This window comes from Duganella sp. CY15W (assembly GCF_009857555.1).
GTDB classification, from domain to species: Bacteria; Pseudomonadota; Gammaproteobacteria; order Burkholderiales; family Burkholderiaceae_D; genus Rugamonas; species Rugamonas sacchari.
Window position 1 is genome coordinate 1,615,623 of sequence record NZ_WWCQ01000001.1, and the last position, 13,960, is coordinate 1,629,582.

The window sequence follows — 13,960 nt, forward strand, 5'->3', positions numbered from 1 at the left end:
CCTATTTCTTCAATGGCGCATAGGCCATGCATTCAACTTCCACTTCGCCGCCCAGGGCCAGGCCGTTGGCGCCCAGTGCACTGCGCGCGGGCAGACGGTCCGGCTTGAAGTAGCTGACGTAGACCTTGTTGAAGTCTGCCCATTTCTGCATGTCGGCGATCATGATGGTGCATTTGATGACGTTGTCCATGCCCAGGCCCATGCCTTTGAGGATGGCGGCGACATTCTCCATCGCCTTGCGCGACTGCGCTTCAAAGCCGCCCGGCACCAGGCCCTTGTCGTCCGTACCGAGTTGGCCGGACAGGTAGACCACATCTCCGGCGCGCACCGCCAGTGAAAATGGGCGGCCGGGCGGATTGCCCTGATTGTAGAACTCCGCGTCGGCAGCCGACGCAATCCCCGTGCAAGCCAGCAGGGACAGGATGATGGTGAGGCGTTTGAGCGTCATTTCGGTCTCCTTTGCGTTTATGGTATCAACAATTTGTTTAAATGGTGAGAAAATATAAGAACAAATCAACAAACTGTTTTGACTTCATGAAACCAGTTGCATTGGCTGCCGAGCGCGCAGCCGTTATCAACGCCTTGCGGCCCATCGTCCCCATGCTGGCGGCGATGGCCGGGTCGCATCTGGAGGTAGTGCTGCACGATGTGAGCAAGCCGGAAAATTCGGTCATCGCCATCGCCAACGGCCATATTTCCGGCCGCAGCGTAGGCAGCTCGGTGCTGGAGGGGCCGCAGAACGATAAGGGCTTTGCGGCCGCCACGCGGATTAAATCGCAGGACGGCGCCGTGCATAGCCTGGTCGAGGACTATGTGACGGTGACTGCGGATGGCCGCGAATTGCGCTCCGCCTCTGCCATCTTCCGTGATGCAAGCGGCGAACCGTTTGCGACGCTATGCCTGAATGCCGATATGTCGGGCTTTCAGGCAGCGCATGGCTGGCTGTCGCAGATGCTCAAGCCCGTGGTGCAGCAGGCCCCTGTGGCCGCGCCGCCGGCTGAATCGCAGATGGATACGCTGATGCAGGAAATTATCAGTGAGGCTGTCGGACCGGGAGGCAGCGCGGCAGCCCTGACGCGCGAGGGAAAGATACAGGCGGTGGGTGCGATGCAGCGGCGTGGCCTGTTCATTGTGAAGGGCGGCGTCGAGCGCGCGGCTACGGCGCTGCATGTGTCACGCTTCACCATTTATAATTACATGGAACAGTTGCGCCGGCGCGAATAGTTCGCGGCCCGGTGTCGCCTTACTCAACAGGGAATATCGCATGACGATTTTTGTGAAAACGATACGCTTGCTGTGCGTGTCGCTGGTGGCGCTGAGTGTACAGATTTCCTACGCGGCTGAGGCGCCGCCGCAAGGCAACCTGCTGATCGCGGGTGGCGCGATACGTGCCGATAACACGGTTGTATGGCAAAAACTGGTGGAACTGGCCGGCGGGCAGGGCGCGCGCATCGCCGTCATGCCCAGTGCTGCGGGCAATCCGGAGCGTTCCGGTAAAAATCTGGCGGCGACGCTGAACAAGTATGGCGCATCGGCGTTTGTGGTGCCGGTGGCGGTGCGCTTCAAGGACCGCAACTACCAGCGCGACGCGGAAGACGAAACGCTGGCGCGCTCGATCCGCGAAGCGGGCGGCGTCTATTTTGCCGGTGGCGACCAGGGTTATATCACCAAGGCGCTGGTGCGTCCTGACGGCAGCCGTACCGCCGTGCTGCAGGCGATCTGGGACGTGTACAACAAGGGCGGCGTGATCGGCGGTACCAGCGCTGGCGCGGCGATCATGAGCAGCACCATGTATTACGAAGCAAAGACGGTCCTGGGCACGCTGGCCGCTGGCGTCAACGATGGGCGCGAACTGGCGCCGGGCCTGGGCTTTGTCGGCACCGACGTGTTTGTGGACCAGCACCTGCTGGCGCGCGGCCGCTTTGCCCGCATGCTGCCGGCCATGCTGAAGAAGAACTACAAGCTGGGACTGGGCATTGATGAAAACACCGCTATGGTCATCAATTCAAAACGGGAAGTTGAAATCATCGGCTATCAGGGCGCATTGCTGCTGGACCTGACCCAGGCCACCACCAATGGCGACATCAAGGAATTCAACCTGACCAACGCCCGTATCAGCTATCTGGATCATGGTGACCGCTATAACCTGGCGACCGGCCAGTACACGCCATCGGCCGACAAGATCGACGGCAAGCTGGATGCCAGCAAGCCGTATCTGAACGAGCAGGTATATTCGGCCGATATCCTGGGCCACAACACGGTGCTGGTGATGATGGAAAAGCTGATAACCAACGCGCGTACCGAGGCGATAGGCGTGGCGACCGCCATGCCGGGCGAGCCGCAGGATGATCTGGGTTTTGAATTCAAGCTGACGCGCGATGCCCGCAGTGCGGGCTACGAGTCAGCCACGGCGGACGCTTACAGCATCCTCAATCTGCGCATGGATGTGCGCCCGGTGCATATTACGCGGCCTTGGTATCGTTGACTTTCTCGCGCAGCTTCTGCTTGCGCAGTTCTTCCTGCTGAATGTTGGCGATCTGCTGCTCCTGCATCTCGATCAGGCGCTGCAGATCCATGATCTGCTTCATCAGCATCTTCTGTTCATTGGGATCGGTGGCTTTTTCCAGTTGCTTGCGCAGCGCCGTGAGCTGCTTGCGCAAGCCCCTGATCTGCGAGAGCAGCATACTGATCTGGTTCTGCACGGCGGGGCCGCCTGCGCGCGCGCTGCTTTCGATTGATAAGGCCATGATGTACTCCATAGTGTCGTTGTTTAGGTAAGGCGGCCACTTACGGGTAAATACTAAGTTCACAGTTGCCTGAAATGTACGTATGCTTGCACCTTTTTAAAAATCGAGTGCGGCATGACTTCAGGTAAATCAGTTCCGGCGGACGTCGCGTTTGTGCAATCGGCGCTGGGCAAGGTGCTGGCCACGGTGCGCGCCCAGGGATCTGCCTCCCATCGCAGCATCGCCGACTACCTGATGCGCAATCCCATGCGCGGCACCGCGCTCAAGATCGAGGAGATGGCGGACGGCTGCCAGGTTTCCACCGCCACCATCAGCCGTTTTGCGCGCGACATCGGTTTTGCCAGCTACGGCGCGATGCGCAGTGCGCTGGCCGAAACGCTGCACACGGCCATGCAGCCCGTGGAAAAGCTGCGCACCTCCATTGCGCGGCGCAAGGAAGCGCTGTCGCCGGGCGAGACCAGCATGGAGTATGCGCGCGTCAATCTGGCCGCCGCGCAGGATGCCAACAGCCAGCAGGTGCTGGACATGGTGGCCCGCCAGATCAGCGGCGCGCGCACGGTGTATGTGCTGGGGATGGGGATGTCGTCCAGTTTGGCCGCGATGCTGGCGCTGCACTTGCAGCCGTTTTGCCAGCATGTGGTGGAGATGGCGGGGCCGGGCGGCGCCGAGGTGGCGGCCGGCCATCTGGTGCACATCGGCCGCGGCGACGTGCTGGTGGCGCTGTCGTTCCCGCGCTATTCCGCCGATACCATGCGGTTTGCCCAATTCGCCCGCGATCACAAGGCCCGGGTTGTCGCGATTACCGACGTGCCGTCCGCACCGATGGTGGCGTTGGCCGACCAGGTGCTGTACGCAAGCAGCGCACACGGCGTGCTGCCCAGCAGCGGCGTCGCCACCGTGGCGGTGATCGAGGCACTGGTGGTGTCGCTGATGGTTTCCAGCAAGGCCAACGTTAAAAAGGCGGCACGCCTGACGGAAGTGATTGGCGAATATTTGGTAAACGTTTAATTTATAAAATAAGGCTTAAACATTGACGTGTTGCGTAAACCACGCGCACGATAGAAAAACGTTTACCTTCATTTTGAGCTTGAGTATGCTGACCCTGCATTAAAAACAACTTTACAGGGGACACACCATGCTGAAAATATCTGCTGTCGCTTTGCTTGCCGGCGCGATGCTGGCGTCGTTGCCGGTCCTGGCGCAGACCAGGCTGACAATACCGAACGCCAATGTCTCGGCCAGTTCCAGCGATTCCAACCTGCCGGTGAATGCGAACGACGGTTCGCTGGCCACGCGCTGGTCGGCCGACGCCACCAATGGCGCGCAGTGGCTGCAATACAATCTGGGCGGCTGCTACAAAATCTCGTATGCCAATCTGGCCTGGTACAGCGGCGACTCGCGCAAGTACAACCTGTCGCTCAAGATCTCCAACGACGGCAATACCTGGACTGAGGTCTTCAACGGCACCAATAGCGGCACCACGGCGCAGCTCAAGCCTTACAGCTTTGCCGACCGCTCCGCGCGTTATGTGCGCCTGCAGGCGACCGGCAGCAACGTCAATAACTGGGTCAGCTTGTCGGAGATGGAAATCTGGACCAATGGCGCCGGCAGCTGTTCCGGCCTGAATCCGAACCAGCCGCCGGGCGGCAATTTCGACCTGTCGATCTGGCAGCTGCAATTGCCGGTCGGTTCACCAGGTTCGCCGGAGACCAAGACGCCTTCGCAACTGGAGGGCGGCTACACCAGCGCTTACTTCTACACCGATACGGATGGCGCGATGACGTTCTGGTGCCCGGAAACCGGCGTGACCACGCCCAACTCCGACCATCCGCGCTCCGAACTGCGCGAGATGAATGCGAACGGCAGCGCCGCCAACTGGGATATCGCCGGTACCCACATCATGAATGCGACGGTGAAGGTGGTCAAAGTCCCGAGCAGCACGGCCATCGGGCAGATCCACATTGGCACGGCGCTGCAATCCGGGCTGCCGTCATCGACCAAACCGCTGCTTGAGCTGTACTACCGCAGCAGCGGCGACATCGTGCTGGGTATCGAAAACAGCCCGGCCGGCGGCCAGACGCCACATACGCTGACCAATATCCCGCTGAATACGACCTTCACTTATCAGATCAAGGCCACCAGCAGCACGATTACGGTGTCGATCAATGGCACGCCGTATTCCTTCCCGCTGCCGCAGAGCTTTATTGGGTATGGCGAGTATTTCAAGGCGGGGAACTACATCCAGTCGAATGGCACCGATCCAAACAACGGCGCGCTGGTGAAGTTCTATGCCTTGAACGTGTCGCATAACTGAGCATGAAAGGCAGTCAGCGCGGCGTGGCCGTGGTGACGGCCTTGCTGCTGACGGCGCTGTCGGTCACGCTGGTCACTGGCATCTTCTGGCAACAGCAGATTCTGGTGCGCGGCATGGAGGGGCAGCGCCAACGCCTGCAAGCCCAGTGGCTGGCGCGGGCGGCGCTGGATGCGGCACGCCTGTCGCTGCTCGACGATACGGCGCACAGCAGCGTCACCGCACTGGATGGGGCCTGGAGCACGCCGCTGCTGGAGGAGACGGAACAGGGCGGCCGCCTTGCACAGCAGGTCGCGGATGCGCAGGGCTTGTTCAATCTGCGTAATCTGGCTGGTGCTGGCGGTATCGACCTGTTTCAGGTGACGGCATTTGCCAGGCTGCTGTCGGCACTGAGGCTGGAGGCGGCGCTGGCGTACAGCATTGCCGAGGCGCTGGCGGCCGATCAGAAAGGACCGGTAATCCAGCAGCTGGATGATTTGCGCGGCGTGCGCGGCCTGAATGATGAAGTGCTGGAGCGTTTGCGTGGCTTTGTCGTGATCCTGCCTGCGCAGACGGCAATCAACGTCAACACCGCACCGCCCGAGGTACTGACCTCGGTGGTGAATTTCTCGCTGAACGATGCGCGTCTGCTGGCCGAGCGCAGAAGGCAGGCGCACTTCAAGGGACCGAGCGACTTTGCCTTCCGCCTCAATGACAAGGAGACGCTGGAAGGCATTAACTACGGCGTCACCAGCGACTACTTTCTGGTGCATAGCATGTTGACGCAAGGCGCCGCCAAGCTGCAAACGGAGGCGCTGATCCGCCGCAGCGGCGGCGCCGCGCTGGTGTGGATGCGCTACGATTAGCTGGCTGTGTTTAGTGAACTCACTAAACAATCACACTCCCGGGGACGGGCGATTGACCGTGGCTTGGGCAAGCGCTATAAAGTTGCATCGTCTTGATAGCGAGTGCTGAATGAACGTGATTAAACTCTTCCCGGCTGGCGCACTGGCGCTGGCACTGGCATTTCCTGCGCTGGCCTGCGCCCAGACCACCCCTGCGGCGGCGGTCGATGTCTTTATCGGCACTGGTGGCGATGGCCACACCTTCCCCGGCGCCACGCGGCCGTTCGGCATGGTGCAGCTTAGCCCGGACACACAGGTGCGGCCGTTCCGGCAGAGCTATCCATGGGCGTCCGGCTACCGCTACGATGACGATTCGATCCTCGGTTTTTCGCATACCCATTTTTCAGGCAGCGGCCACTCCGACCTGGGCGACGTGCTGCTGATGCCCTATAGCGGCGAAACCAAATGGGAGCCGGGCTACCCGGAACGGCCTTTCAGCGGCTACCGTTCGCGCTTCAGCCACAAGGATGAACGCGCCGAGCCGGGTTACTACTCGGTCAAGCTGTCGGACAACGAAGTGGATGTCGAGCTGACGGCGAGCGAGCGTGTGGGCTTGCATCGCTATCGCTACGCCAAGGGCGCGCAGGCCAAGGTCATGCTGGACCTGCGCAGCAGCATTTACGATTACGCCGCCAAGAACCTGTGGTCGCGTTTGCGCGTGCGTGACAACACGCTGATTACCGGCATGCGCGAGACGCGCGGCTGGGCGCCAGGGCGCCAGTTGTATTTTGCGATCCAGTTTTCGCATCCCCTCACTGCGCGCTCGCTGCGCAATTTTGAGCGTGACGTCGAATACAAGGGCTTCGCCGGTCCGGGCAGCGGTCCTGGCGACAAGGTGGTCGTTGAAGGCAAGGCGCTGGCCGGCTCGCTGGAATTCGGCGTTCCTGAGGATGGCCAGTTGCAGGTCAAGGTGGCGATATCGGGCGTGAGCGAAGAGGGCGCGGTTGCCAATCTGGCCGAGATGCCGGGCTGGGATTTTGACGCCGAACGCAGCAAGGCAACGGCGGCATGGAACGAGGCGCTGGGCGCTGTCGCCATCGAGGCCGAGCCGGAGATGCGCAAGATGGCTTACACGGCGCTGTATCACAGCATGCTGGCGCCTAGCCTGTTCATGGACCGCGACGGCCGTTATCGCGGCCCGGACAACGAAGTCCATCAGGCCAAGGGCTTCCGCTACCATTCGACCTTCTCTCTGTGGGATACCTACCGCGCGCTGCATCCCTTGCTGACGCTGATACAGCCGGAACAGCGCAATGTGGACTTCGTGCGCTCGCTGGTGGAATCTCAGAAGGCCAGCCCTTACGGCATTTTGCCCGTGTGGCAGTTCCACGGCCAGGAAACCTGGTGCATGATCGGCTATCATGCCGTGCCGGTGATCGCCGACGCCTACATGAAAGGCCTGAAAGGCTTCGATGCCGAGGAGGCGCTGAAAGCCATGACCAGCAGCGCGGAATATGGTCCGTACGGCGGCCTGCAGCACTACATGAAGCTGGGCTATGTGCCGATCGATCTGGAACCGGAAGCCGCATCCAAGACGGTGGAATACGCGTTTGACGACTGGACCATCGCCCGCATGGCGGAGAAGATGGGCAAGAAGGATATCGCCGCGAAGTACTTCCAGCGCGCGCAGAATTATCGTAACTCGTTTGACGTCAAAACCGGCTTCCTGCGTGCGAAGAAGTCGGACGGCCAGTTCCGTGAGCCGTTCGATCCGGTGCTGTCCAACTTCGGCAGCGACTATACCGAAGGCAGCGCATGGCAGTATTCCTGGTATATGCCGCACGATAACGCGGGCCTGATCAAGATGCTGGGCGGCGACACCGCTTTGCAAAACAAGATCGACATGGTGTTCGATGCCAAGGTGGACGAGAACGTGTACGCGCATATGGAGGATATCTCCGGCCTGATCGGCCACTACGCCCACGGCAACGAGCCTTCCCACCATGTCGCCTACCTGTACAACTATGCGGGTGCGCCGTGGAAGACGCAGAAGCGTCTGACCCAGGTGGTGGCGTCGCAGTACAACACGACGCCGGCCGGCCTGTCGGGCAACGATGATCTTGGCCAGATGTCGGCGTGGCTGGCCTTCACTGCGCTGGGCTTCTATCCGGTGGCGCCGGGCAGTAACGAGTATGTGATTGGCCGCCCATTCCTGGACAAGGCGGTGATGAATCTGCCGAATGGCAAACGCTTCACCATCCGCGCGGCTGGACTGAGCAAGGAGAATATCTACGTGGCAGGCGTCACGCTGAATGGCAAGCCGCTGGCGCAGACTTTCCTGCGTCATGAGCAGATCACTGCCGGCGGCGAGCTGGTGTTCACCATGTCGAGCCAGCCGAATACGGCGTGGGGCAAGGCCACCACTGCGCGCCCTTACACGCAGACGTCTTACTGATGACGTTCGCTCCTCTGTTCAGGCATACTGTGGCCTGAACAGAGGAGGAGTGCAATGAACAACTGGTTATGCCTGGCGATTGCGATTGTCGCTGAAACGATCGCCACATCTGCGATGAAGGCCAGCGATGGATTCACCAAAGCGGGACCGTCCACCATTGTCATCGCCGGTTATGCAATCGCCTTCTACTTTCTTTCCCTGACCTTGCGTACGATACCGGTTGGCGTGGCCTATGCCATCTGGTCCGGCGCCGGCATCATCCTGATCGCGGCGGCGGGCTGGCTGCTTTACGGCCAGAAGCTTGATCTGCCAGCCGTCATCGGCATGGGCCTCATCATCGCCGGCGTCGTCATCATGAATGTGTTTTCCAAGGTCGGACACTGAGAAAATCCCTGGAAAAAAAAGCGCATCAGAATTCGGATAAATTTTTTTTATTTTTTTAAAACCTTTTCATCGTTGTCAGGAATATACGGTTGGTGCGCCCAGGCGCGCTTCCCACAACCCTATACGGACAACTGACATGAAAAAATTCCTACTGAAGACGCTTGCTGTTGCCGGCATCGCCGCTGCCGCGAATGCCCATGCTGTTACTGATCCTGCCAATGACTTCCTGTCGGTCTACACCGGTAGCAAGGATGCTGCGTTTGATGTGCTGTCTGCGGATGTCGGCTACAACGCGGCCACCAATGAGTTTGTGTTCCGCACCACGGCTGCCGGCCCGATCGCCGATGTGGCTGGCGCTGCTTATGTATTCGGTCTCGACGTGGGCGGTTCGAACAATGCGCCGTTTGCTTCCGTCGGCCTGCCTGGCGTGACTTTCAACTCGACGGTGACTTTGCGCGCCAACGGTACTGGCAGTGTGGGCGCCAATACGGTTGCAACGCACATCGTTGGCAACCAGATTTTTGCGACCGTCGCCGCCTCGCTGCTGCCATCGAAAGGCCTGCTGCCGCAGGATTACACATGGACGGTCTGGTCGATCGACAGCCGCGTTTCGGGCCTGGGTCGCCTGGCCGATTTCGCGCCGGATGCCAACATCAAGGTGAGCGCGGTACCGGAACCGGGCACGTACGCGATGCTGGGCGCCGGCCTTGGCCTGCTGGGCTTTGTCGCCCGCCGCCGTTCGCGCAGCCAGCCGCAATAAAAAGTGGCCCACTCCATCGCTGAAGTGGGCCACGCTATTACTCAGGGCTTACAGGCAGCAGGCCAGCATCTTGATGCAGCAGATCACATCACCGCAGCAGCCGGCATTGGCTGCCAGTGCGAAAGCGGAGGTGGTCAGCAAGCCTGCTGCGACTGCGAGTTTGGCGATTTTCGATTTCATGTTAAGTCCTATCGGTATGGTTGAAAGAAGTGTGTCCGGGCCTGAGTGCGTTCAATCAGGCGGGGTCCAGACTTCTTCATAGCGATCGGGCTGATACGCCGGAACGTGGGCGATGTAATCCCTGAACGTTGGCGTGGTTGATTCGATTGCCGTCGCGCCCACGGCGGCTGGTTGCATCGGGGCCGGTGCACAGCCCATATCAAGGCATTGCGCCACGCTGCATTGTTTGACGGGACAGCAGGTATGCACGCGCGCCATCGCATAGGCGGAGGAGCCTAGCAGGAAAAACAACGCCAGCAGCAGAATGCGGATTTTGTGCATGCCGTATTGTATGCCCAATTCGCTGGTTCAGGGCTCCCGTTCCATCAGCTGGTATTTCTTCACCACGCCAGCCTTGTCGAACAGGATGGACAGTTCTTTTCGATTGTCCGCGCTGCTGACCAGAAGGTTCATATACGGGATGGAGTCTACCGTCTTTGAGTAGCCTACCTGGTACAGCCAGATCTCGTAACCATTGGGGAAGGTACTGATCGAGGCGGCGCCGAAGGTGCGGATGATGTCGGCCTTGGTCGATTTGCCGATGACGATGCTCTGTGCCGCGTTTTTTTGCGTCAGTGTTTTCACTGCGCCGTTGCCGGTCGATGCGCAGCCCATGAGCGATGCGGTGACAATGAGGGCGGCGGCTAGTTTTAGTGTGTTCATTCGGTGGCTTTGTCGTCGTCCATGTAGTCGAATTGCAGCAGGGTGTCGTCGGACCAGCCCTTTTCATACAGGGCCTTGAACTTCACCATGTAGACGCGCTCGCGCAGGAAGGTCCAGTCCTGCTGGCCCGCCATGACGGGGTATTCCGGCCCATGCAGCATGGTGGCCGGCATGGCGCTGCGGCGGTTGCCGTCGACCAGGGTTACGCTGAACAGCGCGCGGTCGGCGAAATTGAACATATTGATCGGCATGGAACGGCAGGGATCATCCATCTTGGTGATCATGATGTTGATGGGGTGATGGATGTAGGCCACCAGATCGCCCGCCATCGCCACTTTGCATTCGAGCAGCAGGTCACCCAGGCGCTTGGCGTTGGGCGGCACGTTGGGGCTGCGGATGTCCGCGCGCCAGGTCAGGCTCTTGTCCTTGCGATTGGATCTGACCGTGGCATTGTCGTTGGCGGCATCGGCGTTGCGCGGCAGGGAGAAGGTCTGGTCCGACGCCAGCGGCAGCGCGATTTTTGTATTGGCGCCGCTGAGTTCCAGCGCCAGGCCTTCCATGGCAACGCCGGCCTGGCGCGGGAGCAGCTTGAAACGCAGCTCGGCGCCGGGCGCCAGATTGCGGTTTCTTTCGAAGATGTCCACGCCCGCCAGCATGCTGCGATAGGATTTTTCGTCACGGTCCTGTGCGGCGCCAGGGACCTCCACGGTGGGGCTGGGTGGTGTGTTTGCCTTGCCGGTATCGGCGGCGGCCGGTGCGAGGTAGCACAGGGCCAGCCACAGTGGCATTATAGTTAGCGTTCTCATTCCCCAACTCTAACTGCCGCCGCCGCGAGGCCGGCGGGAATCTTCAGAGTATTGCGAGGCAGTCCGCCTGGTACTCGCCTACGATGCTTCTGATGGCTGCGGTTTATTCCTCACGCGGCAGTTCGCGGATTTCGACGGTGCCGCCGGCTTCATAGGTCGGGTTACCGGCCAGGAAGTGGCGCGCGGCCTCCAGGCTGTCGGCGCGGATGCGGATGTAGCCGGTGAGTGGCGTCAGCGCGCCGGCCTGGCCTTGCTTGAACGCCGCGCCGTGGCCGATGGAACTGCCGCCGTCGAACTGTCCCGAGGCGTGCAGTTGGCGGATGTAGTCGCCCCACAAACTGTTGTCGCTGGCTTTGGCGGCATCCTGCACGTCGTCGTGCATCAACAGGATATATTCGTTCATGCGGAGATCTCCGGGTCGCGGTTGTAAAAGGTCAGGCGGTTGCCCGCCGGGTCCTGGATCGACATTTCGCGGCCGCCCCATGGCGCTTCTGTTACGCCGGGACGCGCGTGCTTGTATTCCTTGGCCAGCAGTTCGGCCTGGTAGGCATCGACATCGGTAGTGGTAATGCGGATGGCAGCGCCGGGGCAGCAATCGCCGAAGTGGCCGGACAGCTGCAGCAGGCAGCCGTCCCTGGACACCTGCATGTACAGCGGGAAGTTGCCTTCAAAGCGATGCTCCCAGTCGACCTGGAAGCCGAGAAAATCAACATAGAATTCGCGCGTCATGTTTTCGTCGAACAGGCGCAGGATGGGGGTGACAGTGCCCAGGCTCATGGCGCCTCCCTACAGATGCTGGTCGAACAGAACGGGATTGCCGTCCGGGTCCAGCACGATGAAACTGGCCGGGCCGGTGGTGGTTTCGTCGGCCTCGGCCTGGAATGTGACGCCTTGCGATTTGAGCTGGCGCTGGATTTCACGCACGTCGGTGAAGCCGTCCAGCGCCTGTGCGTTCTGGTCCCAGCCGGGATTGAAGGTCAGCATATTGTTGGGGAACACGCCCTGGAACAGACCGATGACGTGGTCGCCGTTCTTCATGATGAGCCAGTTTTGCGCCGGGTTGCCGCCAAACGGGGTGAAGCCCAGCTTTTCGTAAAACGCCCGCGAGGCTGCCAGGTCCTTGACTGCAAGACTGAGGGAAAACGCACCAAGCTGCATCATCTTTCTCCTTATCTGAATAGACCCATTACATAGCCAAGCCCGCCCATGAACAACAGATAGAACAGGACCGGCATTATCAGGAACCAGAACCTCGCCTTGTTTTTGTGGACCGTAAACGCCGTGGTCGCCGCGCAGTAGCTAGTCCAGCATGACCACAGCAAAAACACCAGCAACAGCATGCCGCCCGCGTCAGCGGCCTGCCAGGCTTGCGCATAATTGGGGTAGCTGACTGTCTGTATCAGCGTCCACAGCATCACCGGCAAGACATAGACCAGGTCCTGCAAGGCGCTGATCGAGCGTGCGCGTACTGGCGCGACGTCGCTGGCGCCCGACCACTCCAGGCGCTTACGATACCACCAGCCGGCGATATACCACGACAGGATTGCGCTGACCATCCCGCCGCAGACCGCCAGCAGCCAGTAATGGCTCCAGGACCCAGTCATCCAGCTGTTCGTGACATCGAGATGCTCAACGTCACGGTGCTGCATGCTGGTCTTGAGCAGATTCTGGTCGATGCGGCCCATCACATTGGTCATGCCGATGATGGCGGCGGCGATGAGGATGCCGCGGCGGTCCGATAGCAGGTCTGGCTGGGCGAAGTAGGCGCGCGGGGTAAGCAGCAGCGACACCAGGCGGTGCGGGCTGAAGACGGATGTGGAAGAGCCCGCGCCAGGCATGGCGCGGAGGCTATCGTCGCTGCTCATAAGTGCTGAATCCTGTGTTTATGTTGACAGGCTTAGCACTTTAGCAGCGATGCGGGAATTAATACACCTCGGGGACGATAATTTCCGGCGGCACCGGACGGCGCACGTAATCGTCGTGGTACTCGCGCTGCGGCAGCAGGATGGCCGGATGTTCCACCTCCACGTAAGGCATCTGGCCCAGCAGGTGATGGATGCAGTTCAGGCGCGCCTTCTTCTTGTCCACGCCTTGCACCACCCACCATGGCGCCTCGGGAATATGGGTGCGCTCCAGCATGATCTCCTTGGCCCGGGTGTATTCCTCCCAGCGGCGGCGCGATTCCAGGTCCATCGGGCTCAGCTTCCACTGCTTCAGCGGATCGTGAATGCGGCCGAGGAAGCGGGCATTCTGCTCTTCGTCGGAAATCGAGAACCAGTACTTGATGACCTGGATGCCGGAACGCGCCAGCATGCGCTCGAATTCCGGCACGGTCTGGAAGAACTCCTCGTACTGGTCGTCGGTGCAGAAGCCCATCACGCGTTCAACGCCAGCGCGGTTGTACCAGCTGCGGTCGAACAGCACGATTTCGCCGGCCGCCGGCAAATGCGACACATAGCGCTGGAAGTACCACTGGGTGCGCTCGCGGTTGTTGGGCGCCGGCAGCGCGGCGACACGGCACACGCGCGGATTCAGGCGCTGGACGATGCGCTTGATGACGCCGCCCTTGCCGGCAGCGTCGCGGCCCTCGAAGATAATGACGACCTTGTGGCCGGTATGGACCACCCAGTCCTGCAGCTTGACCAGTTCCGCCTGCAGGCGGAACAGCTCGCGGAAGTAGATGCGGCGCTCTTCCTTGGCTTCGGCAGTGCGTTCGCGTTCGACGACCTGGCGCGTGGCTGGATCGATCTCGCGGTCTTCCAGTTCCATCTCCAGCTCTTCGTCGTAACTG

At 60.6% G+C, this 13,960-nt stretch carries 19 protein-coding genes; 8 read left to right on the forward strand and 11 right to left on the reverse strand.

Features of this window, described 5'->3' with window-relative positions; genetic code table 11:
* Position 1: 1 nt before the first annotated feature.
* On the reverse strand, positions 2–448 hold the full coding sequence (locus GTP58_RS07145) for a RidA family protein (protein WP_161076822.1): 447 nt from the start codon (positions 446–448) through the stop codon (positions 2–4).
* An 86-nt stretch (positions 449–534) separates the two neighbouring features.
* Here GTP58_RS07145 and GTP58_RS07150 point away from each other — a divergent pair, with 86 nt between their 5' ends.
* On the forward strand, positions 535–1,224 hold the full coding sequence (locus GTP58_RS07150) for a transcriptional regulator (RefSeq protein WP_161076823.1): 690 nt from the start codon (positions 535–537) through the stop codon (positions 1,222–1,224).
* 40 nt (positions 1,225–1,264) lie between these two features.
* A complete protein-coding gene (locus GTP58_RS07155; RefSeq protein WP_161076824.1) occupies positions 1,265–2,485 on the forward strand; it encodes a cyanophycinase in 1,221 nt (406 codons plus the stop codon).
* Here GTP58_RS07155 and GTP58_RS07160 read toward each other — a convergent pair.
* Complete coding sequence (locus tag GTP58_RS07160; RefSeq protein WP_072782295.1) at positions 2,463–2,747, reverse strand: FlxA-like family protein; 285 nt, start codon at positions 2,745–2,747, stop codon at positions 2,463–2,465. The genes GTP58_RS07155 and GTP58_RS07160 overlap by 23 nt on opposite strands.
* 114 nt (positions 2,748–2,861) lie before the next feature.
* On the opposite strand from GTP58_RS07160, the gene GTP58_RS07165 reads away from it, so the two are divergent.
* From GTP58_RS07165 to GTP58_RS07190, 6 genes are all read left to right on the forward strand, one after another.
* Positions 2,862–3,755 carry a MurR/RpiR family transcriptional regulator gene (locus tag GTP58_RS07165; RefSeq protein WP_161076825.1) on the forward strand — a complete coding sequence of 298 codons (894 nt, stop codon included), beginning with the start codon at positions 2,862–2,864 and terminating at the stop codon, positions 3,753–3,755.
* Between the two features lie 127 nt (positions 3,756–3,882).
* Positions 3,883–5,061, forward strand: coding sequence for a polysaccharide lyase family 7 protein (locus GTP58_RS07170; protein ID WP_161076826.1), 1,179 nt, complete (start codon positions 3,883–3,885; stop codon positions 5,059–5,061).
* A gap of 2 nt (positions 5,062–5,063) precedes the next feature.
* Positions 5,064–5,903 (forward strand): type II secretion system minor pseudopilin GspK, encoded by an 840-nt coding sequence (gene gspK / locus GTP58_RS07175; RefSeq protein WP_161076827.1) that lies wholly within the window; start codon positions 5,064–5,066, stop codon positions 5,901–5,903.
* 109 nt (positions 5,904–6,012) lie between these two features.
* Complete coding sequence (locus GTP58_RS07180) at positions 6,013–8,337, forward strand: GH92 family glycosyl hydrolase (protein ID WP_161076828.1); 2,325 nt, start codon at positions 6,013–6,015, stop codon at positions 8,335–8,337.
* A 54-nt stretch (positions 8,338–8,391) separates the two neighbouring features.
* A complete protein-coding gene (locus GTP58_RS07185; RefSeq protein ID WP_161076829.1) occupies positions 8,392–8,721 on the forward strand; it encodes a multidrug efflux SMR transporter in 330 nt (109 codons plus the stop codon).
* 136 nt (positions 8,722–8,857) lie between these two features.
* Complete coding sequence (locus tag GTP58_RS07190; RefSeq protein ID WP_161076830.1) at positions 8,858–9,481, forward strand: PEP-CTERM sorting domain-containing protein; 624 nt, start codon at positions 8,858–8,860, stop codon at positions 9,479–9,481.
* 48 nt (positions 9,482–9,529) lie between these two features.
* Here the strand turns inward: GTP58_RS07190 and GTP58_RS31590 are convergent, their stop codons facing one another.
* From GTP58_RS31590 to ppk2, 9 genes are all read right to left on the reverse strand, one after another.
* Positions 9,530–9,661: a hypothetical protein gene (locus GTP58_RS31590; RefSeq protein ID WP_255490671.1), complete on the reverse strand. Its 132-nt coding sequence runs from the start codon at positions 9,659–9,661 to the stop codon at positions 9,530–9,532.
* Positions 9,662–9,712: 51 nt separating this feature from the next.
* Positions 9,713–9,982, reverse strand: a complete 270-nt coding sequence (locus GTP58_RS07195; protein ID WP_161076831.1) for a hypothetical protein — start codon at positions 9,980–9,982, stop codon at positions 9,713–9,715.
* Positions 9,983–10,009: 27 nt separating this feature from the next.
* A complete protein-coding gene (locus GTP58_RS07200; RefSeq protein WP_161076832.1) occupies positions 10,010–10,363 on the reverse strand; it encodes a hypothetical protein in 354 nt (117 codons plus the stop codon).
* Positions 10,360–11,151, reverse strand: a complete 792-nt coding sequence (locus GTP58_RS07205; protein ID WP_161076833.1) for a hypothetical protein — start codon at positions 11,149–11,151, stop codon at positions 10,360–10,362. The genes GTP58_RS07200 and GTP58_RS07205 overlap by 4 nt, the downstream gene beginning before the upstream one ends.
* Positions 11,152–11,272: 121 nt before the next feature.
* Entirely contained in the window at positions 11,273–11,572 is a 300-nt protein-coding gene (locus GTP58_RS07210) for a YciI family protein (protein WP_072782271.1), read from the reverse strand.
* Positions 11,569–11,946, reverse strand: a complete 378-nt coding sequence (locus GTP58_RS07215; protein WP_161076834.1) for a glyoxalase superfamily protein — start codon at positions 11,944–11,946, stop codon at positions 11,569–11,571. The genes GTP58_RS07210 and GTP58_RS07215 overlap by 4 nt, the downstream gene beginning before the upstream one ends.
* Positions 11,947–11,955: 9 nt before the next feature.
* Positions 11,956–12,330 carry a VOC family protein gene (locus GTP58_RS07220; RefSeq protein WP_229215447.1) on the reverse strand — a complete coding sequence of 125 codons (375 nt, stop codon included), beginning with the start codon at positions 12,328–12,330 and terminating at the stop codon, positions 11,956–11,958.
* Positions 12,331–12,338: 8 nt separating this feature from the next.
* On the reverse strand, positions 12,339–13,034 hold the full coding sequence (locus GTP58_RS07225) for a hypothetical protein (protein WP_161076835.1): 696 nt from the start codon (positions 13,032–13,034) through the stop codon (positions 12,339–12,341).
* Between the two features lie 58 nt (positions 13,035–13,092).
* Positions 13,093–13,938: a polyphosphate kinase 2 gene (ppk2, locus tag GTP58_RS07230; protein ID WP_373924725.1), complete on the reverse strand. Its 846-nt coding sequence runs from the start codon at positions 13,936–13,938 to the stop codon at positions 13,093–13,095.
* Between the last annotated feature and the right edge of the window lie 22 nt (positions 13,939–13,960).